Below are 19,373 nucleotides of genomic sequence, written 5' to 3' on the forward strand. Positions count from 1 at the left end.
ATGAAACTCGGCGCGGTCATCATCACCATGGGCAACCGCCCCGACGAACTGCGTGCCCTTCTCGACTCGGTCGCCAAGCAGGACGGCGACCGGATCGAGGTGGTCGTCGTCGGCAACGGTGCCCCGGTCCCCGACGTCCCCCCGGGCGTACGGACCGTCGAGCTGCCCGAGAACCTGGGAATCCCGGGCGGCCGTAACGTCGGCATCGAGGCGTTCGGCCCCTCAGGAGCCGATGTGGACGCCCTGCTCTTCCTCGACGACGACGGGTGCCTGCCGAACACCGACACCGCCGAGCTCTGCCGGCAGGCGTTCGAGGCGGACCCGAAGCTCGGCATCGTCACCTTCCGCATCGCGGACCCGGACACCGGGGTCACCCAGCGGCGGCACGTGCCGCGCCTGCGTGCCTCCGACCCGATGCGCTCCTCCCGCGTCACGACGTTCCTGGGCGGCGCGAACGCCGTGCGCAGCCAGGTGATCGCCGAGGCGGGCCCGCTCCCCGGCGAGTTCTTCTACGCCCACGAGGAGACCGACCTCGCCTGGCGGGCCCTGGACGCCGGCTGGCTGATCGAGTACCGGTCGGACATGGTGCTCAACCACCCCACCACCGCCCCGTCGCGGCACGCGGTCTACCACCGCATGGTGGCCCGCAACCGCGTCTGGCTCGCCCGCCGGAATCTGCCCGCACCGCTGGTTCCCCTCTATCTGGGCGTCTGGCTGCTCCTCACCCTGGTCCGCAGGCCCTCCATGCCGGCTCTCAAGGCATGGTTCGGAGGGTTCAGGGAAGGCTGGACCAAGCCCTGCGGACCCCGGCGCCCCATGAGGTGGCGTACGGTATGGCGGCTGACCAGACTGGGCCGGCCGCCGGTGATCTGAGAGGCTCTCCTCTGAGACGATGGCCGTATTCATTATTCATTCCGTACGGGGAACCTGTCCGCCTTGGCCGCGCCCCGCGACCGGCTGCGCATTGTGAAGACGAGAGTTCTTAACTGTGAGTGACACGACCCACGACGGCGGGATTGCGCTGAGCAGCCCGCCGTCCGCCGACGAGGGACTGAGCGCGTCCCGGTTGGCCGAGAAGTACGGCTTGACGGTGAGCGGCGCCCGCCCCGGGCTGTTCGCGTACATCGGGCAGCTCTGGGGCCGTCGGCATTTCATCCTGGCGTTCTCCAGGGCGAAGCTGACCGCGCAGTACAGCCAGGCCAAGCTGGGCCAGCTGTGGCAGGTGGCCACGCCCCTGCTGAACGCGGCGGTCTACTTCCTGATCTTCGGCCTGATCCTGGGCACCCGGAGGGGGATGACCCAGGAGGTCTTCATCCCGTTCCTGGTGACGGGTGTCTTCGTCTTCACCTTCACCCAGAGCTCGGTCATGGCGGGGGTGCGCTCCATCTCCGGCAACCTCGGGCTGGTCAGAGCGCTGCACTTCCCCCGGGCCTCCCTGCCGGTCTCGTTCTCGCTCCAGCAGCTCCAGCAGCTGCTGTACTCGATGGTCGTGCTGCTGGCGGTCGCGGTGGGCTTCGGGAGCCTTCCGTCGCTCTCCTGGCTACTGATCCTCCCGGCGCTGGCCATGCAGTTCCTGTTCAACACCGGCCTGGCCCTCGTCATGGCCCGGCTCGGCAGCAAGACCCCCGACCTCGCCCAGCTGATGCCGTTCGTCATGCGTACCTGGATGTACGCCTCGGGCGTGATGTTCTCCATCCCCGTGATGCTGGCGGACAAGCCGGGGTGGATCGCGGATGTGCTGCAGTACAACCCGGCAGCCATCTACATGGACCTGATCCGCTTCGGTCTGATCGACGGCTACGGCTCCGAGAACCTGCCCCAGCACGTCTGGGCCGTCGGGCTCGTCTGGGCGCTCGTGGTCGGGGTCGTGGGCTTCGTGTACTTCTGGAAGGCAGAGGAACGGTACGGCCGTGGCTGAGGAAACGTCCCAAGGACACATCCCCACCGTGATCGCGGACGACGTGCACATCGTGTACCGCGTCAACGGCACGGGCGGCGGCAAGGGCAGCGCCACCGCGGCGCTGAGCCGGATCATGCGACGGGGCAAGGGCGAACCACGCGGTGTGCGCAAGGTGCACGCGGTGCGGGGCGTCTCCTTCACCGCCTACCGGGGCCAGGCCATCGGCCTCATCGGCACCAACGGCTCGGGCAAGTCCACCCTGCTGCGGGCCATCGCCGGCCTGCTGCCGACTGAGCACGGCAAGGTGTACACCGACGGCCAGCCGTCGCTGCTCGGGGTCAACGCGGCCCTGATGAGCGACCTGACCGGGGAGCGCAACGTCGTGCTCGGCGGCCTCGCGATGGGCATGAGCCGTGAGGAGATCCGTGAGCGCTACCAGAGCATCGTGGACTTCTCCGGCATCAACGAGAAGGGCGACTTCATCACGCTGCCCATGCGGACGTACTCGTCCGGCATGGCGGCCAGGCTGCGCTTCTCGATCGCGGCCGCCAAGAACCACGACGTCCTCATGATCGACGAGGCGCTGGCCACCGGTGACCGCAAGTTCCGGGTGCGCTCCGAGGAGCGGATCCGGGAGCTGCGCAAGGAGGCGGGCACCGTCTTCCTGGTCAGCCACAACAACAAGACCATCAGGGACACCTGCGACCGGGTGCTGTGGCTGGAGAAGGGCGAACTCCTGATGGACGGTCCCACCGAAGAGGTGCTGAAGGCCTACGAGCGGGAGACAGGCAAGTAGTCCCCGCCGGATGTGGCCCCCGCCGGAGCGCAGCGGCGGGGGCTCCGTGGTGTCCGGGGTCACGGGAGGGCCCGCAGGGGCTGTAGGCGGCCTCTGTGGATCTCCTCCCGGCGGATGACGTCAATTGCCACGGATCCGGGGAAGGTTGACGGCGGTCGGTGTGTTGCACAAGGGCATGGCGCACCCCGGCGCAGGTGTGTGAGCTGTACAACGTAAGCTGTGGCGGTGCTGATTCGCGGCCATGTGGGGTGATACGCCCCCGGTGCATCACCCGTTGTGTGCATGCTGCACTCGGCCGGACGAGCGGCGTGTCCGAAAAGGGATGTTTTGGGTCGGCAGTGTAGAACGGGAGATATGACGGCAATGATGGGAAATCTCCAGCTCCGACGTGGTTTCGCCGTCCCCGCGTCGGGCGGTACGTGGTGACCCGTACCCAGCAGGCGCCCGTCGACGCCACCGCCACCGCCACGCTCGACAAGGCCGCGCACGAGAACTTCCCCGTGGCTCCCTTCTTCCTGCCCCGAGCCTGGCGCGACGACCTCATGGCCGTCTACGGATTCGCCCGTCTCGTCGACGACATCGGTGACGGCGATCTGGCCCCCGGTGGCGCCGACGCCCGCCGACTCGGACTCGAACCCGGAGAGGCCGACGACCGGCTCGCCCTGCTGGACGCACTCGAAGCCGATCTGCACCGTGTCTTCCTGACTACCGGTGAAGACCCGCGACACCCCCTGATGCGCGCACTGCGCCCCACCGTGCGGCGCTGCGCGCTCACCCCCGAACCCTTCCTCGGGCTCGTCGAGGCCAACCGGCAGGACCAGAAGGTCCGCCGCTACGGGACCTACGCGGACCTGCTCGCGTACTGCGAGCTCTCGGCCAACCCCGTCGGCCGGCTCGTCCTGCAGATCACCGGCACCGCGAGCCCCGAACGGATCCGGCGCTCCGACGCGGTCTGCACCGCGCTGCAGATCGCCGAGCACCTCCAGGACGTCGCCGAGGACCTCGGTCGTGACCGCGTCTATCTGCCCGCCGACGACATGGCCCGTTTCCATGTCGGCGAAGCGGACCTGGCGGTACCGTCCGCAGGTGCGGCGGTCCGATCCCTGATCGCGTTCGAGGCCGAGCGCGCCCGTGACCTGCTGGACGAGGGCACCCCCCTGGTGGGCAGCGTCCACGGCCGGCTCAAGCTGCTGCTCGCCGGATTCGTCGGCGGAGGGCGCGCCGCGCTGGGCGCGGTCTCGGCCGCCGGTTTCGACGTACTGCCCGGACCGCCCAGACCCACCGCGCCCAGACTGCTGCGCGAAGTGGGAGATGTCCTGCGAAGAGCGCACAGAGAGGGATGAGACGGACCGTGGAGGGACAGACGACGTACATGTCGGCACCGGTACAGGCCGCATACAGCTACTGCGAGGCCGTGACCGGACAGCAGGCCCGCAACTTCGCGTACGGCATCCGACTGCTGCCGTACGAGAAGCGGCAGGCCATGTCGGCGCTGTACGCCTTCTCCCGTCGGGTCGACGACATCGGCGACGGCGAGCTGGATCCGGAGACGAAGCGCACCCGGCTGGAGGACACGCGGGAGCTGCTCGGCCGGATCCGGGAGGACGCGGTCGACGAGGACGACACCGACCCGGTCGCCGTCGCGCTGGCCGACGCCGCGCACCGGTTCCCGCTGCCGCTCGGCGGCCTCGACGAGCTCATCGACGGCGTCCTGATGGATGTGCGCGGTGCGACGTACGAGACCTGGGACGACCTCAAGACGTACTGCCGGTGTGTCGCGGGCGCCATCGGACGCCTGAGCCTGGGCGTTTTCGGGACGGAAGCGGGCGCACCCGGCGCCGAACGGGCCTCGGAGTACGCCGACACCCTCGGCCTCGCGCTCCAGCTCACCAACATCCTGCGGGACGTCCGCGAGGACGCCGGCAACGGGCGTACCTACCTGCCGGCCGACGACCTCGCCAAGTTCGGCTGTTCCGCCGGGTTCCACCGGGCCACCCCGCCCCCGGGGTCCGACTTCGCAGGCCTGGTGCACTTCGAGGTCCGGCGCGCCCGTGCGCTGTTCGCCGAGGGCTACCGGCTGCTGCCGATGCTGGACCGGCGCAGCGGCGCCTGCGTGGCCGCGATGGCCGGTATCTACCGCCGGCTCCTCGACCGGATCGAGCGCGACCCCGAGGCGGTCCTGCGTGGCAGGGTCTCGCTGCCCGGCCACGAGAAGGCGTACGTTGCGGTGCGCGGCCTGTCGGGACTTGACGCGCGTCATGTGTCACGCAGGACGGCCAGGGGGAGGGTCTGATGGCGGGTCCGATCCGACGTCAGGAGCGGGCAACCCGCGGGCACAGGGGTGCGTCCCTGTGTGCGACGACACGGCGAAGGGAGCAGGGATGACCGGCCAGAACCCTCGGTCCTCCCGGGCGGTGGTCGTCGGCGGCGGCCTCGCGGGCGTCACCGCTGCACTGCGTCTCGCCGACGCGGGCCTTGCCGTGACCCTGCTCGAAAGCCGCCCCCGGCTCGGCGGGCTCGCCTTCTCCTTCCGGCGCGGCGATCTGTCCGTCGACAACGGACAGCATGTGTACCTGCGTTGCTGCACGGGCTACCGCTGGTTCCTGGACCGCATCGAAGGGGCCCACCTCGCCCCGTTGCAGGACCGCCTCGACGTGCCCGTGCTCGACGTGGACCGGCCGGGCAGGCCGAGGCTCGGACGGCTGCGCCGCACCGGGCTGCCCGTACCGCTGCACCTGGCCGGCGGACTCGCGGCCTACCCCCATCTCTCGCTCACGGACAAGGCACAGGTGGCCCGCGCCGCACTGGCGCTCGGCCGTCTCGACCCCGCCGACCCCGCGCTCGACGGCATCGACTTCGCCACCTGGCTCCGCCGCCAGGGGCAGTCGAGCCGCGCCATCGAAGCCCTGTGGGACCTCGTGGGCGTCGCCACGCTCAACGCCACCGCGCCGAACGCCTCCATGGCACTCGCCGCGATGGTCTTCAAGACCGGACTGCTCTCCGAGCCGGGCGCCGCCGACATCGGCTGGGCGGCCGTACCGCTCGGGGAACTCCACGACACCCTCGCCCGCAAGGCGCTCGAATCGGCGGGCGTGGAGGTCCGTACGCGCGCCCGTGCCGCCTCCCTCACCCGCACCGAGGGCGGCCGCTGGGCCGTCGGGGCCGAGGGCGACAGTTTCGAGGCGGACACCGTCGTCGTCGCCGTGCCGCAGGGCGAGACCCACCGGCTGCTCCCCGACGGCGCCCTCGACGATCCCGGCCGGCTGCTCGACCTGACCGACGCGCCGATCCTCAACGTTCACGTCGTCTACGACCGCAAGGTGCTGCGCAGACCGTTCTTCGCCGCGCTCGGCTCACCCGTGCAGTGGGTCTTCGACCGCACGGCGTCCTCCGGTCTCCAGGGCCCCGGGCAGTACCTCGCGGTGTCCCAGTCCGCGGCGCAGGACGAGATCGACCTGCCCGTCGCCGAACTGCGCAAGCGCTACCTGCCCGAGCTGGAGCGGCTCCTCCCCGCGACGCGAGGGGCCGGCATCCGCGACTTCTTCGTCACCCGGGAGCGCACCGCGACCTTCGCACCCGCGCCGGGCGTGGGCCGTCTGCGGCCTGGCGCACACACCAACGCCCCCGGGCTGCACCTGGCGGGAGCATGGACCGCCACCGGCTGGCCCGCCACGATGGAGGGCGCCGTCCGCAGTGGCTTCAGTGCCGCGGACGCCGCGCTCCAGGCTCTCGGCCGGCCCCACGAACATCCGCTGCAGGAGGCGGCATGAGGAGTATCACCGGAACAAGAGGAGAGTCTGTGACCCCGGCGAATCCGGCTTACGACACCGTGGCGGACACCACGGACGTCACCGCGCTTCTGGAGCGCGGAAGGGCCCTGTCAGCGCCGGTACTGCGAGCTGCCGTGGACCGGCTGGCGCCGCCCATGGACACCGTCGCGGCCTATCACTTCGGCTGGATCGACGCCCAGGGCCGGCCGGCCGACGGCGACGGAGGCAAGGCCGTGCGTCCCGCGCTCGCCCTGCTGTCCGCGGAAGCGGCCGGCGCCCCGGCGGAGGACGGGATCCCCGGAGCCGTGGCCGTCGAACTCGTGCACAACTTCTCGCTGTTGCACGACGACCTGATGGACGGCGACGAACAGCGTCGTCACCGTGACACCGTATGGAAGGTGCACGGCCCCGCCCAGGCGATCCTCGTGGGCGACGCGCTCTTCGCGCTGGCCAACGAGGTCCTGCTGGAGCTCGGCACCGTCGAGGCCGGAAGGGCCGCCCGCCGGCTGACCACGGCCAGCCGCAAGCTGATCGACGGTCAGGCCCAGGACATCTCCTACGAGCACCGCGAGCGGGTCACCGTCGAAGAGTGCCTGGAGATGGAGGGCAACAAGACGGGCGCCCTGCTCGCCTGCGCGGTCTCCATCGGCGCCGTGCTCGGCGGAGCCGACGACCGCACCGCCGACATCCTGGAGTCCTACGGCCACCACCTCGGCCTCGCGTTCCAGGCGGTCGACGACCTGCTCGGGATCTGGGGCGACCCGGAGGCCACGGGCAAGCAGACCTGGAGCGATCTGCGCCAGCGCAAGAAGTCCCTGCCCGTCGTGGCCGCGCTCGCCGCGGGCGGACCGGCCTCGGAGCGCCTGGGCGAGCTGCTCGCCGCCGACGCCAAGAGCAGCGACTTCGACAGCTTCTCCGAAGAGGAGTTCGCCGCCCGTGCGGCACTCATCGAGGAGGCGGGCGGCCGTGAGTGGACCGCCCAGGAAGCCCGCCGTCAGCACGCGGTAGCCATCGAGGCGCTGCACGGCGTCGACATGCCGGAACGAGTGCGGGCGCAGCTCACCGAGCTCGCCGACTTCGTGGTCGTACGAAAGAGATGATCACCATTCAGATATGACTCGCAGTCGCCGACGGGCGCCCCCTCACGGGGGTGCCCGCCGACGGAGACCCCAGCACAGCAGAGGACCGAACTGCACGAAGGGGAAGCCATGACAGCGACGACCGACGGAACCACCGGGGCCGCGAACCTCCGCGCAGTCCCGGGCGGCGATCCGACCGAATCAACCATTGCCGCGGACGACATCTCGGCCGTCGCGCGGCAGGCAGCGGAACGCTCGGTGGAGCATCTGCTCGGCAGGCAGGACGAGCAGGGCTGGTGGAAGGGCGACCTCGCCACCAACGTCACGATGGACGCGGAGGACCTGCTGCTCCGTCAGTTCCTGGGAATCCAGGACCCGGACACCGTCAAGGCGGCGGCCCGCTTCATCCGGGGCGAGCAGCTCGGCGACGGCACCTGGAACACCTTCTACGAGGGACCGCCCGACCTCTCCGCCACCATCGAGGCGTATGTCGCCCTGCGGCTGGCCGGAGACCGTCCGGACGACCCGCACATGATCCGCGCGGCCCGCTGGGTCAGGGAACAGGGCGGCATCGCGGAGTCCCGGGTCTTCACCCGTATCTGGCTCGCGCTCTTCGGCTGGTGGAAGTGGGACGACCTGCCGGAGCTTCCGCCCGAGCTGATGTTCTTCCCGAAGTGGGTCCCGCTCAACATCTACGACTTCGGCTGCTGGGCCCGGCAGACCATCGTGCCGCTCACCATCGTGTCCGCGAAGCGGCCCGTACGGCCCGCGCCTTTCGCCCTGGACGAGCTGCACACCGACCCGGCGCACCCCAATCCGACCAAGTCCGCCGCTCCCGCCCTCAGTTGGGACGGCGTCTTCCAGCGGCTCGACAAGGGGCTGCACCTCTACCACAAGGTGGCACCGCGCAAGCTGCGGCGGACCGCCATGAACGCCGCCGCCCGCTGGATCATCGAACGCCAGGAGAACGACGGCTGCTGGGGCGGCATCCAGCCCCCCGCGGTGTACTCCGTCATCGCCCTGCACCTGCTCGGTTACGACCTCGACCACCCGGTCATGCGGGCGGGGCTCGCCTCGCTCGACCGGTTCGCCGTCCGGCGTGAGGACGGCGCCCGCATGATCGAGGCGTGCCAGTCCCCGGTCTGGGACACCTGCCTCGCCACCATCGCCCTCGCCGACGCGGGGGTGAGGCCCGACCACCCGGCGCTCGTGAAAGCGGCCGACTGGATGCTCGACGAGGAGATCGCACGGCCCGGCGACTGGTCCGTACGCAGGCCCGAACTTCCCCCGGGTGGCTGGGCGTTCGAATTCCACAACGACAACTACCCCGACATCGACGACACCGCCGAGGTCGTCCTGGCGCTGCGCCGCGTGAAGCACCCCGACCGCGCCAGACTCGACGCCGCCATCGAGCGCGGAGTGGCCTGGAACCTCGGGATGCAGTCCCGCAACGGCGCCTGGGGAGCCTTCGACGCGGACAACACGAGCCCGTTCCCCAACCGGCTGCCGTTCTGTGACTTCGGTGAGGTCATCGACCCGCCGTCGGCCGATGTCACCGGACATGTGGTGGAGATGCTCGCCGTCGAGGGACGGGCGCAGGACCCCGGCACCCGCCGGGGCATCCAGTGGCTGCTCGCCGAACAGGAGGCGAGCGGCGCCTGGTTCGGCCGCTGGGGTGTCAACTACATCTACGGTACCGGCTCCGTGGTGCCCGCGCTGATCGCGGCCGGGCTGCCGGCCACACATCCCTCGGTGCGGCGGGCCGTCGAATGGCTGCGGTCCGTCCAGAACGACGACGGGGGCTGGGGGGAGGACCTGCGCTCCTACCGCGAGGAGAAGTGGATCGGCCACGGCAGCTCGACCGCCTCCCAGACCGCGTGGGCGCTCCTCGCCCTCCTCGCGGCGGGGGAGCGGGAGAGCAGGTCCGTGGAGCGGGGCGTCGCCTGGCTGGCCCGGACCCAGCAGGCGGACGGCTCCTGGGACGAGCCGCACTTCACCGGGACCGGATTCCCCTGGGACTTCTCCATCAACTACCACCTGTACCGGCAGGTCTTCCCTCTCACCGCACTCGGCCGGTACGTGCACGGGGACCCCTTCGCCACCACCGCCGGGGCGGGCGCGGACACCGGGAAGGAGGTCTGAGTCGATGGGCGCTGCGGAGCCACCTGGTCCCGTCACCCCACTGCTGATCGCCTGTGCGCTCGGCATCGAGCACTTCGCCCTGCGCACGGGCAGAAGGGGCGGTGAGCAGGGCCCCGGCCCCGTCCGCATCATCAGGTCCGGGATGGGACCCCGGGCCGCTTCGAGTGCTGTCCGGCTCGCGCTCGGACAGAACGGCGCCGGAGGCACCGCCGTCATCGCCTCCGGCTTCTGTGCCGGGCTCGAACCCGGCATGCACCCGGGTGACCTCGTGGTGGCCGAGGAGACCCGGGACGCCGGTGGCACCACGGCCTGCACGGGCACGGGCGTGCTGGTCGACGCTCTGGTCAGGGCGGTGCCGGGACGCACGGTCCACACCGGCCCGCTGAACGGCTCCGGACACGTCGTCCGGGGCCCGGAGCGCGCCGGGCTGCGGGCCACCGGCGCCATCGCGGTGGACATGGAGTCCGCCGCCACCCTCCGCACCGCCCTTCGGACCGGGCCACGCCCGGTTGCCGCCGTACGGGTGATCGTGGATGCTCCAGAGCATGAGCTCGTCCGTATCGGCACGGTCCGCGGTGGAATATCGGCATTCCGCGTACTTCGTGCCGTCCTTCCAGCTTTCCATGAATGGCACCGATCTTTGCTGCTCCCCAGGAGGTGAGCCCAGATGGCCATGCCGCTTCGTCAGTCCATCAAGGTTGCGACGTATCTCGCCGAACAGAAGCTCCGCAAGCGGGACAAGTTCCCACTGATCGTCGAACTGGAGCCCCTGTTCGCCTGCAATCTCGCGTGCGAGGGCTGTGGGAAGATCCAGCACCCGGCCGGAGTGCTCAAGCAGCGCATGCCGGTCGCCCAGGCGGTCGGGGCGGTGCTGGAATCAGGCGCCCCGATGGTCTCCATCGCCGGCGGCGAGCCGCTGATGCACCCGCAGATCGACGAGATCGTGCGCCAGTTGGTGGCGAAGAAGAAGTACGTCTTCCTCTGCACCAATGCCATGCTCATGCGTAAGAAGCTCGACAAATTCACCCCGTCGCCCTACTTCGCCTTCGCCGTGCACATCGACGGCCTGCGCGAGCGGCACGACGAGTCGGTCGCCAAGGAAGGCGTCTTCGACGAGGCCGTGGAGGCGATGAAGGAGGCCAAGCGCCGCGGCTTCCGGGTCACGACCAACTCCACCTTCTTCAACACCGACACCGCGCAGAACGTCATCGAGGTACTGAACTTCCTCAATGACGAGATGAAGGTGGACGAGATGATGATCTCGCCCGCCTACGCCTACGAGAAAGCCCCCGACCAGGAGCACTTCCTTGGCGTCGAGCAGACCCGAGAGCTGTTCAAGAAGGCTTTCTCGGGCGGCAACCGGCGACGCTGGAGGCTCAACCACTCTCCGCTCTTCCTGGACTTCCTGGAGGGCAAGGCCGATTTCCCCTGCACGGCCTGGGCGATCCCCAACTACTCGCTCTTCGGCTGGCAGCGGCCCTGCTATCTGATGAGCGACGGATACGTCACCACCTACCGGAAGCTCATCGAGGAAACCGACTGGGACAAGTACGGCCGTGGCAAGGACCCACGCTGCGCCAACTGCATGGCGCACTGTGGCTACGAGCCCACCGCGGTGCTCGCCACCATGGGATCGCTGAAGGAATCCCTGCGAGCGGCACGGGAGACGATCGGCGGGAACCGGTGACGTCATGAGCGCGGGAGAACCAGTCGCACTGGGTCTCCCCGAGCTGCCGGCCCGGCCTCTCGCGGTGCGCCGCCCCTCGCGGCGCATCCAGGTCGGGTCGGTGGCGGTCGGCGGAGGCGCCCCTGTGTCGGTGCAGTCGATGACGACGACGCGTACGTCGGACATCGGTGCGACGTTGCAGCAGATCGCGGAGTTGACGGCGTCGGGCTGCCAGATCGTGCGGGTGGCGTGTCCTACGCAGGATGACGCGGACGCGTTGGCGACGATCGCGAAGAAGTCGCAGATCCCGGTGATCGCGGACATTCATTTCCAGCCGAAGTACGTGTTCGCGGCGATCGACGCGGGGTGTGCGGCGGTCCGGGTGAATCCGGGGAACATCAAGCAGTTCGACGACAAGGTCAGGGAGATCGCGAAGGCCGCGGGTGATTCGGGTACGCCGATCCGTATCGGGGTGAACGCGGGTTCGCTGGACGCGCGGCTGCTGAAGAAGTACGGGAAGGCGACGCCGGAGGCTCTGGTGGAGTCGGCGCTGTGGGAGGCGTCGCTGTTCGAGGAGCACGGCTTCCGGGACATCAAGATCTCGGTCAAGCACAACGACCCGGTCGTGATGGTGAACGCCTACCGGCAGCTGGCTGCGCAGTCGGACTACCCGTTGCATCTGGGTGTGACGGAGGCGGGTCCGGCGTTCCAGGGGACGATCAAGTCGGCCGTGGCGTTCGGGGCGCTGCTCTCGGAGGGCATCGGGGACACCATCCGGGTCTCGCTGTCGGCTCCGCCGGCGGAGGAGGTCAAGGTCGGTCTTCAGATCCTGGAGTCGCTGAATCTGAAGCAGCGCCGTCTGGAGATCGTGTCGTGTCCGTCGTGCGGGCGTGCGCAGGTGGATGTGTACAAGCTCGCGGACCAGGTCAGTGCGGGTCTGGAGGGCATGGAGGTCCCGCTGCGTGTCGCGGTGATGGGCTGTGTCGTCAACGGTCCCGGTGAGGCCCGTGAGGCCGATCTGGGTGTGGCCTCGGGCAACGGCAAGGGGCAGATCTTCGTGAAGGGTGAGGTCATCAAGACCGTCCCCGAGTCGAAGATCGTGGAGACCCTCATCGAGGAAGCAACGAAGATCGCGGAGGGTATGGAGGAGGCGGGGACACCCACCGGGGTTCCCGCCGTGACCGTGAGCCGATAACAGGAGCAGAGAGAGGGGCCCGGGCGTGACGATGCTGGAATCCATCAAGGGGCCGCAGGATCTCAAGGCACTGAGCCGACCGGAACTCGGCGAACTCGCCGAGGAGATCAGGGCGTTTCTCATCCGGGCGGTGGCGAGGACGGGCGGTCATCTCGGCCCCAACCTCGGCGTGGTGGAACTCTCCATCGCCCTGCACCGGGTCTTCGACTCACCCGTGGACCGCATCCTGTGGGACACCGGGCACCAGAGTTATGTGCACAAGCTGCTGACCGGGCGCCAGGACTTCTCCAAGCTGCGCAGCAAGGGCGGCCTCTCCGGCTACCCCTCCCGCGAGGAGTCCGAGCACGACGTCATCGAGAACTCCCACGCCTCCACCGTGCTGGGCTGGGCCGACGGCCTCGCCAAGTCCGACGAGGTGCTGGAGCGCCGGCGTCATGTCGTGGCGGTCATCGGCGACGGTGCCCTCACCGGCGGAATGGCCTGGGAGGCGCTCAACAACATCGCCGCGGCCCGGGACCGTCCACTGATCATCGTGGTCAACGACAACGAGCGCTCGTACGCCCCGACCATCGGGGGGCTCGCCACCCACCTCGCCACCCTCCGCACGACCGACGGCTACGAACGCTTCCTGTCCTGGGCCAAGGGAGTGCTCCAGCAGACACCGGTCATCGGGCAGCCGCTGTACGGGTCGCTCCACGGTGCGAAGAAGGGCTTCAAGGACACCTTCGCCCCGCAGGGCATGTTCGAGGACCTGGGCCTCAAGTACGTCGGCCCGGTCGACGGGCACGACACCGCGGCGGTCGAGGCGGCACTGCAACGGGCCAAGCGTTTCCACGGCCCGGTGCTGGTGCACTGCATCACCGAGAAGGGCCGTGGCTTCGCGCCGGCCCTGGCCGACGACGCCGACCGCTTCCACACCGTCGGCAAGATGGACCCGCTGACCTGTGAACCGCTGGTCGTGCCCGCCGCGCCGTCCTGGACCTCGGTGTTCGGCGACGAGATCGCGGACATCGGAGCCGAGCGCCCGGACGTCGTCGCGATCACAGCGGCGATGCTGCACCCGGTCGGGCTGACGCGGTTCGCGGAGAAGTTCCCCGACCGGATCTGGGACGTCGGGATCGCCGAGCAGCACGCGACGGTCTCCGCAGCCGGGCTCGCCACCGGCGGACTGCACCCGGTCGTCGCCGTATACGCCACCTTCCTCAACCGGGCGTTCGACCAGCTGCTGATGGACGTCGCCCTGCACCGCTGCGGGGTGACGTTCGTGCTGGACCGGGCCGGTGTCACCGGGCCCGACGGCCCCTCGCACAACGGCATGTGGGACATGTCCGTGCTCCAGGTCGTCCCGGGGCTGCGGATCGCGGCCCCGCGCGACGCCGACCGGCTGCGCGAGGAGCTGCGCGAGGCCGTCGACGTCGACGACGCACCGACGGTGATCCGGTTCCCCAAGGAGTCGGTGGGGGAGCCGGTCGCCGCCGTCGGGAGGATCGGTGGGATGGACGTCCTGTACCGGGCCCAGGACCCCGAGGTACTGCTCGTGGCCGTCGGGGTGCTGGCCCCGGTCTGTCTGCAGGCCGCCGACCTGCTCGCCGGGTCCGGGATCCGCTGCACGGTCGTCGACCCGCGCTGGGTCAAACCGGTCGACAAGGAGTTGCCCGCGCTCGCCGCCCAGCACGAGCTGGTGGCGGTCGTCGAGGACAACAGCAGGTCGGGCGGCGTCGGCTGGGCCGTAGGGCAGGCGCTGCGGGACGCGGATGTCGACGTACCGCTGCGCACGTTCGGCATCCCCGAGCAGTTCCTCGCACACGCCGGGCGCGGTGAGGTGCTCGCCGAGATCGGGCTCACACCGGTGGAGATCGCCGGACACGTCGGTGCGGCGCTGGAGCGACGCCGCACGGGCGTGGGAGAGCGGAACATGTCGAAGGAGAACGGGGTATGAAGGACGAACAGCCGGGTTTCGATCTGGCGCGGCTCCTCGCGGAGCGAGGCTCCGAACGCTACGAGCTGCACACCCGGCACCTCAATCACCAGCTGCCGCGGATGCTTCACACCCTCGGATTCGACAAGGTCTACGAGCGGGCCGAGGGCGCGCACTTCTGGGACGCCGATGGCAACGACTACCTCGACATGCTCGCCGGCTTCGGCGTGATGGGTCTCGGCAGGCACCACCCCGTCGTACGCAAGGCGCTGCACGACGTGCTGGACGCCTCGCTCGCCGACCTCACCCGCTTCGACTGCCAGCCGCTGCCCGGGCTGCTGGCCGAGAGGCTGCTGGCGCACAGCCCCCACCTGGACCGGGTGTTCTTCGGCAACAGCGGAACGGAGGCGGTCGAGACCGCGCTGAAGTTCGCCCGGTACGCCACCGGCAAGCCGCGGATCCTCTACTGCGAGCACGCCTTCCACGGACTGACGACCGGCTCGCTCTCCGTCAACGGAGAGAAGGGCTTCCGCGACGGGTTCGCGCCCCTGCTGCCCGACACCGCCATCCCGCTCGGCGACCTCGACGCGCTGCGCCGCGAGCTGAAGCGCGGCGACGTGGCCGGGCTGGTCGTCGAGCCGATCCAGGGCAAGGGCGTCCACGCCGCTCCGCCCGGCTTCCTCCGGGAGGCCCAGGAGCTGCTCCACCGGCACAAGGCACTGCTGATCGCGGACGAGGTGCAGACCGGGCTCGGCAGGACAGGTGACTTCTACGCATACCAGCACGAGGATGGCGTCGAACCCGATCTGCTCTGTGTCGCCAAGGCACTCTCCGGCGGGTATGTCCCCGTCGGCGCCACGCTCGGCAAGGACTGGATCTTCAAGCGCGTTTACTCCTCGATGGACCGGGTCCTGGTCCACTCCGCGAGCTTCGGCTCCAATGCCCAGGCCATGGCGGCCGGGCTCGCGGTCCTGGCGGTGATGGAGGAGGAGGAGACCGTCGCCAACGCCCGTCGCACCGGTGATCTGCTGCGCGAGCGGCTCGCCGCGCTCGTCGACCGCTACGAGCTGCTGCACGAGGTGCGGGGCCGGGGGCTGATGATCGGCATCGAGTTCGGCCGGCCGTCCTCCCTCAAGCTCCGCAGCCGATGGACGATGCTGCAGGCGGCCCGCAAGGGCCTCTTCGCCCAGATGGTGGTGGTGCCGCTGCTCCAGAAGCACCGGATCCTCACCCAGGTCTCCGGTGATCACCTGGAGGTGATCAAGCTGATTCCGCCGCTGGTCATCGGCGAGCCCGAGGTCGACCGCTTCATCACGGCCTTCACCGCCGTCATGGACGACGCGCACGGCGGAGGCGGGCTGATGTGGGACTTCGGCAGGACCCTGGTGAAACAGGCCGTCGCCAACCGCTGAGGATCCGCCTGCGGCCCGCACCCGGTTTGCCCCTGAGGCAAGTTATTTGCCTCAGGGGAAAGATCCTGGCCCAATGGAAGGCATGAATCCTCCTGACGGAGGGGTGGCCGACGACCTTCCGGGGATCGCGCCACGCCTGCGCGACCTGCGTCGTAACCGCGGTCTCACCCTGGAGGGCGCGGCCGGCCGAGCGGGGCTCTCGCCGGCCCACCTCTCCCGGCTCGAAACGGGCCGGAGGCAGCCTTCGCTGCCGATGCTGCTCGGTCTCGCCCGTGTCTACGGTACGACCGTCTCCGAGCTCCTGGGCGAGATCCCGCCCGAACGTGACGCGGTCGTCCGCGGCGGCCCGCCCGAAGGAAGCAGGCGCGGAACCGAGGCGGGCGGCTGGCAGTACCGGCAGGCGGGCGCGCCCGGCCGTGCCATGCAGGCCCTGCACGTCCGCGTCCCGTACGGCACCGAGGGCGACCTCGTGCGCGTCCACCCCGGCGAGGAGTGGCTGTACGTCCTGGACGGCAGGCTGCGGGTGGTGCTCGGGGAGACCGTGCACGACCTGGATCCGGGCGACAGCGCCCACTTCGACTCGCTCACCCCGCACCGGATCGCGGCACTCGACGTCGGCGGCGTACGCCTGCTCTTCGTCCACACGCTGCTGCAGAGCCCGGCGGCCGAGCTGTGTCTGGGCAGCGGCATCCACCGGCTCTGATCCGTACGCCCCGACCGAACGCCATCACCGCCCGCCATGACCGCACGCCCCGTCCGTGCGCACCCTTTGTCATCCCCGGCCCGAACAGCCGGCAGAGAGGACTCGCCATGTCCGATTCGGAGTACTACGACCCGCTCAGCCCGCGCCGGCCGAAGAGCTCGGACACCCAGGAGCGGCGGATGCCCCGCGGTGTCGTGATCCGGCTCATCGCCTACCTGGTCGCCGGACACGTCATCGCGGGCTTCCTCTATCTCCTGTTCAACGTGGCCGGCACAGGCTGACTCCGGCAGTCGCCCGGCGTCAGGCGCCCTCGACGAGCCGCTCGCGCAGCTTCGCGCGGGTGTCGGGGCTGATCCTCAGACCCTCGGTGAGATAGCGGTCGGTGCCGCCCCAGGTCTCCTCGATGGTGTCGAACGCAGCGGCCAGGTAGTCGGCGTGGGCGCCGAAGAGGGGGCTGAGCAGTTCCATCACCTCGTCTGACATGCCTACCGGGGAGGTGTCGCTGCGGCGGACCTTGTAGCGGCGGTGCGCGTCGTTCGACTTGAGGTAGTCGGCCTCGACGGCTTCCTTCTCGACGCCGACCGCGAGCAGTGTGACCGCGATGGAGAGGCCCGCCCGATCCTTGCCCGCCGCGCAGTGCATCAGCGCCGGCACACCGTCCTCGGCCAGCGCGTGGAGTACGCGGCTGTGTTCGGCCGTGCGGTCCTTGATGATCGAGCGGTAGGAGTTGATCATCCTCTCCGCTCCCTTGCCGTCCGCCAGGATCGAGCGCAGTTGCTGGAGGTCGCCGTCGCGCACCAGTCGCCAGAACTCCGCGCCATCCGCGGGGTCGGACAGCGGAATGCTGACATTCCGGACGCCCGGCAGCTCCACGTCGAGACCGTCGAGCTTGTGGTCGGCGGCGTTGCGGAAGTCGAAGACGGTGTGCAGTCCGAGCCCGGCGAGGAAGGCGGTGTCGGCCTCGGTGGCGTGGGCGAGGTGACCGCTGCGGTAGAGGCGCCCGTACCGCACGGTGCTGCCGTCGACGGTCGGCAGTCCGCCGACGTCGCGGAAGTTACGGACACCGGTCAGGTCGACGTCCGTCGGCTCGGGACCGGTCGGCGGGACCTCTGGCAGCTGCGTCACAAGGGCTCCTGGGGTGTCGGGCGTCGGCGCCGCTCGCCGACGGGGGCACGCCCGCGACGATACGACATGGGTGCATCGGGCAACCGTCTCGGTCGTGCTGACCCCGGCCTCCCGGAGAGGCGATGATCGCGCGATGTCCGTATTGGTGCATTTAGTGGAACATGCCCCGCTTGTGCGGGAGATGGGGGGAGGCGGGTGAGCGGGATCATATCCGTGACGGTGCGTGGTGGAGATGCCGAAGCGTATTCCGGACGCCGTGCGGAAAGCCAAGATCCGTAATCCACGGAGTGTGACGGGAATTCCGCGACAGGAATGAAGCGTGGATTCCGGTTCGCAATCCGACGGTTGTTCACGGCAACCCGGCTCGCTTACGGTCACGGTCAATCCGGACGGAACGCCTAATCCTGCCGCCGCCCGGAATCCGCACCGACTCACGTGTGGCAGGAGCGGGGGAACCAGGTAAGTCGCCTGCCGGAGAGATCCGGTACGGCTCGGGGTCAAGTCGCGCACCATGCGGCCGGGCATCTCCAGTCCGAACCCGACAGCTCACCTCGCAGGCGCCGGAGAGGAAAACCCCCATGCCCGCAAAAGGCAAGCACCGTCGTACGAAGACCGGCCCGATCTCCCGAGGCGTCCTTGCCGCGGGAACCGGTGGCGCAGTTCTCGCCCTTCCGCTGATCGGCGCCACCGGCGCCCACGCGGCCGAGCAGTCCGCGCCGGCCGCCAAGTCCGCCGCGCAGAGCGCTCCCGCCCCGGCGGCGAAGAGCGCGTCGAAGACCTACTCCGTGGTCTCCGGCGACTACCTGGCGAAGATCGCGGCCGAGAAGAAGGTCAAGGGCGGCTGGCAGAAGCTGTACCAGGACAACCGTGACGTCGTCGGCGAGAACCCGAGCCTGATCCTGCCGGGCATGAAGCTGACCCTCGGCGCCAAGACCTCCGGCTCCGCGCAGACCGCGCCCTCCACGTCCGCCCCGTCGGCGGCGAAGAAGGCCGCACCGGCCGAGAAGACGGCTGCTCCGGCCGAGGACACGGCCGCGAAGACCGAGGACACTGCCGCGGAGGCCGAGGACACCGCAGCGAAGACAGCCGACTCCGGTGCGTCCCAGGGCGACAGCTCGGGCTGGAGCACCCCGGTCGAGAACCCCAACGTCACCACCCAGTACCGCGCCTCGGGTGCCAGCTGGTCCAGCGGCTACCACACCGGTTCCGACTTCCAGGCGGCTTCCGGCACCAGCGTCCGGGCCATAGGCCAGGGCACCGTGGTCTCCGCGGGGTGGAGCGGTTCGTACGGCAACGAGATCGTCATCCAGCACGAGGACGGCATGTACTCCCAGTACGCGCACCTGTCCTCGCTCGAGGTCTCGGCCGGCCAGGCCGTCACCGGCGGCCAGCAGATCGGCCTCTCCGGCACCACCGGCAACTCCACAGGACCGCACCTCCACTTCGAGGTCAGGACCGGCCCAAGCTACGGCTCCGACGTCGACCCGATCGCCTACCTGCGTTCGCACGGCGTCTCCATCTGAGACACCCCTGAGGGCGAAGGAGTGGGGGGGGGGGGGGGGGGGCCCCCCCCCACACCAAATTAAAAGGTTAACAAAAACAAAACAAGGGGTGGTTATAAACAACCCAAAACACCCCAAATATGAGGGGTAGGGGACAATATAATG

The 19,373-nt window shown here is 69.6% G+C and carries 17 protein-coding genes and 1 riboswitch; of the genes, 16 read left to right on the forward strand and 1 reads right to left on the reverse strand.

The window, feature by feature from the left end; genetic code table 11:
- The 15 genes from AB0C75_RS28055 (at position 1) to AB0C75_RS28125 (ending at position 16,862) form a co-directional block, all read left to right on the forward strand.
- Positions 1–873, forward strand: coding sequence for a glycosyltransferase family 2 protein (locus AB0C75_RS28055; RefSeq protein WP_362894509.1), 873 nt, complete (start codon positions 1–3; stop codon positions 871–873).
- Positions 874–988: 115 nt separating this feature from the next.
- Entirely contained in the window at positions 989–1,918 is a 930-nt protein-coding gene (locus AB0C75_RS28060) for an ABC transporter permease (RefSeq protein WP_362894510.1), read from the forward strand.
- Entirely contained in the window at positions 1,911–2,696 is a 786-nt protein-coding gene (locus tag AB0C75_RS28065) for an ABC transporter ATP-binding protein (RefSeq protein WP_362894511.1), read from the forward strand. The genes AB0C75_RS28060 and AB0C75_RS28065 overlap by 8 nt, the downstream gene beginning before the upstream one ends.
- 422 nt (positions 2,697–3,118) lie before the next feature.
- Positions 3,119–4,039 carry a squalene synthase HpnC gene (hpnC, locus tag AB0C75_RS28070; RefSeq protein ID WP_362894512.1) on the forward strand — a complete coding sequence of 307 codons (921 nt, stop codon included), beginning with the start codon at positions 3,119–3,121 and terminating at the stop codon, positions 4,037–4,039.
- A complete protein-coding gene (hpnD, locus tag AB0C75_RS28075; RefSeq protein ID WP_362894513.1) occupies positions 4,036–4,989 on the forward strand; it encodes a presqualene diphosphate synthase HpnD in 954 nt (317 codons plus the stop codon). The genes hpnC and hpnD overlap by 4 nt, the downstream gene beginning before the upstream one ends.
- Before the next feature lie 88 nt (positions 4,990–5,077).
- A complete protein-coding gene (gene hpnE / locus AB0C75_RS28080) occupies positions 5,078–6,466 on the forward strand; it encodes a hydroxysqualene dehydroxylase HpnE (RefSeq protein ID WP_362894514.1) in 1,389 nt (462 codons plus the stop codon).
- On the forward strand, positions 6,463–7,566 hold the full coding sequence (locus tag AB0C75_RS28085) for a polyprenyl synthetase family protein (protein ID WP_362894515.1): 1,104 nt from the start codon (positions 6,463–6,465) through the stop codon (positions 7,564–7,566). The genes hpnE and AB0C75_RS28085 overlap by 4 nt, the downstream gene beginning before the upstream one ends.
- A 108-nt stretch (positions 7,567–7,674) precedes the next feature.
- Positions 7,675–9,687, forward strand: coding sequence for a squalene--hopene cyclase (shc, locus tag AB0C75_RS28090; protein WP_362894516.1), 2,013 nt, complete (start codon positions 7,675–7,677; stop codon positions 9,685–9,687).
- Positions 9,688–9,691: 4 nt separating this feature from the next.
- Complete coding sequence (locus AB0C75_RS28095; RefSeq protein WP_362894517.1) at positions 9,692–10,348, forward strand: 1-hydroxy-2-methyl-2-butenyl 4-diphosphate reductase; 657 nt, start codon at positions 9,692–9,694, stop codon at positions 10,346–10,348.
- Between the two features lie 6 nt (positions 10,349–10,354).
- The gene (hpnH, locus tag AB0C75_RS28100) at positions 10,355–11,374 is read left to right on the forward strand and encodes an adenosyl-hopene transferase HpnH (protein WP_362894518.1); all 1,020 of its coding nucleotides are present in this window, start codon (positions 10,355–10,357) and stop codon (positions 11,372–11,374) included.
- Between the two features lie 4 nt (positions 11,375–11,378).
- On the forward strand, positions 11,379–12,548 hold the full coding sequence (gene ispG / locus AB0C75_RS28105) for a flavodoxin-dependent (E)-4-hydroxy-3-methylbut-2-enyl-diphosphate synthase (protein ID WP_362894519.1): 1,170 nt from the start codon (positions 11,379–11,381) through the stop codon (positions 12,546–12,548).
- Between the two features lie 25 nt (positions 12,549–12,573).
- Positions 12,574–14,487, forward strand: a complete 1,914-nt coding sequence (gene dxs, locus AB0C75_RS28110) for a 1-deoxy-D-xylulose-5-phosphate synthase (RefSeq protein WP_362894520.1) — start codon at positions 12,574–12,576, stop codon at positions 14,485–14,487.
- The gene (locus AB0C75_RS28115; protein ID WP_362894521.1) at positions 14,484–15,878 is read left to right on the forward strand and encodes an aspartate aminotransferase family protein; all 1,395 of its coding nucleotides are present in this window, start codon (positions 14,484–14,486) and stop codon (positions 15,876–15,878) included. The genes dxs and AB0C75_RS28115 overlap by 4 nt, the downstream gene beginning before the upstream one ends.
- An 82-nt stretch (positions 15,879–15,960) precedes the next feature.
- Positions 15,961–16,581 (forward strand): XRE family transcriptional regulator, encoded by a 621-nt coding sequence (locus AB0C75_RS28120; RefSeq protein ID WP_362894522.1) that lies wholly within the window; start codon positions 15,961–15,963, stop codon positions 16,579–16,581.
- Positions 16,582–16,688: 107 nt separating this feature from the next.
- Entirely contained in the window at positions 16,689–16,862 is a 174-nt protein-coding gene (locus AB0C75_RS28125; RefSeq protein ID WP_362894523.1) for a DUF6126 family protein, read from the forward strand.
- Positions 16,863–16,881: 19 nt separating this feature from the next.
- On the opposite strand, the gene AB0C75_RS28130 is transcribed toward AB0C75_RS28125, so the two are convergent.
- Positions 16,882–17,706 carry a tyrosine-protein phosphatase gene (locus AB0C75_RS28130; RefSeq protein ID WP_362894524.1) on the reverse strand — a complete coding sequence of 275 codons (825 nt, stop codon included), beginning with the start codon at positions 17,704–17,706 and terminating at the stop codon, positions 16,882–16,884.
- 414 nt (positions 17,707–18,120) lie between these two features.
- A riboswitch (cyclic di-AMP (ydaO/yuaA leader) is annotated at positions 18,121–18,279 on the forward strand.
- A gap of 5 nt (positions 18,280–18,284) precedes the next feature.
- Between AB0C75_RS28130 and AB0C75_RS28135 the strand changes: the two genes are divergently transcribed.
- On the forward strand, positions 18,285–19,229 hold the full coding sequence (locus tag AB0C75_RS28135; RefSeq protein WP_362894525.1) for a LysM peptidoglycan-binding domain-containing M23 family metallopeptidase: 945 nt from the start codon (positions 18,285–18,287) through the stop codon (positions 19,227–19,229).
- The last annotated feature ends 144 nt before the right edge of the window (positions 19,230–19,373 follow it).

The organism is Streptomyces sp. NPDC048565 (genome assembly GCF_040650935.1).
Classification (GTDB): Bacteria; Actinomycetota; Actinomycetes; order Streptomycetales; family Streptomycetaceae; genus Streptomyces.

What these genes read in the sequence shown, in the direction of transcription:
- AB0C75_RS28055 (WP_362894509.1), top strand. Translation starts at nt 1, where the DNA reads ATGAAACTCGGCGCGGTCATCATCACCATGGGCAACCGCCCCGACGAA.
- hpnD (WP_362894513.1), top strand. Translation starts at nt 4,036, where the DNA reads ATGAGACGGACCGTGGAGGGACAGACGACGTACATGTCGGCACCGGTA.
- hpnE (WP_362894514.1), top strand. Translation starts at nt 5,078, where the DNA reads ATGACCGGCCAGAACCCTCGGTCCTCCCGGGCGGTGGTCGTCGGCGGC.
- AB0C75_RS28085 (WP_362894515.1), top strand. Translation starts at nt 6,463, where the DNA reads ATGAGGAGTATCACCGGAACAAGAGGAGAGTCTGTGACCCCGGCGAAT.
- shc (WP_362894516.1), top strand. Translation starts at nt 7,675, where the DNA reads ATGACAGCGACGACCGACGGAACCACCGGGGCCGCGAACCTCCGCGCA.
- AB0C75_RS28095 (WP_362894517.1), top strand. Translation starts at nt 9,692, where the DNA reads ATGGGCGCTGCGGAGCCACCTGGTCCCGTCACCCCACTGCTGATCGCC.
- hpnH (WP_362894518.1), top strand. Translation starts at nt 10,355, where the DNA reads ATGGCCATGCCGCTTCGTCAGTCCATCAAGGTTGCGACGTATCTCGCC.
- ispG (WP_362894519.1), top strand. Translation starts at nt 11,379, where the DNA reads ATGAGCGCGGGAGAACCAGTCGCACTGGGTCTCCCCGAGCTGCCGGCC.
- AB0C75_RS28115 (WP_362894521.1), top strand. Translation starts at nt 14,484, where the DNA reads ATGAAGGACGAACAGCCGGGTTTCGATCTGGCGCGGCTCCTCGCGGAG.
- AB0C75_RS28120 (WP_362894522.1), top strand. Translation starts at nt 15,961, where the DNA reads ATGAATCCTCCTGACGGAGGGGTGGCCGACGACCTTCCGGGGATCGCG.
- AB0C75_RS28125 (WP_362894523.1), top strand. Translation starts at nt 16,689, where the DNA reads ATGTCCGATTCGGAGTACTACGACCCGCTCAGCCCGCGCCGGCCGAAG.
- AB0C75_RS28135 (WP_362894525.1), top strand. Translation starts at nt 18,285, where the DNA reads ATGCCCGCAAAAGGCAAGCACCGTCGTACGAAGACCGGCCCGATCTCC.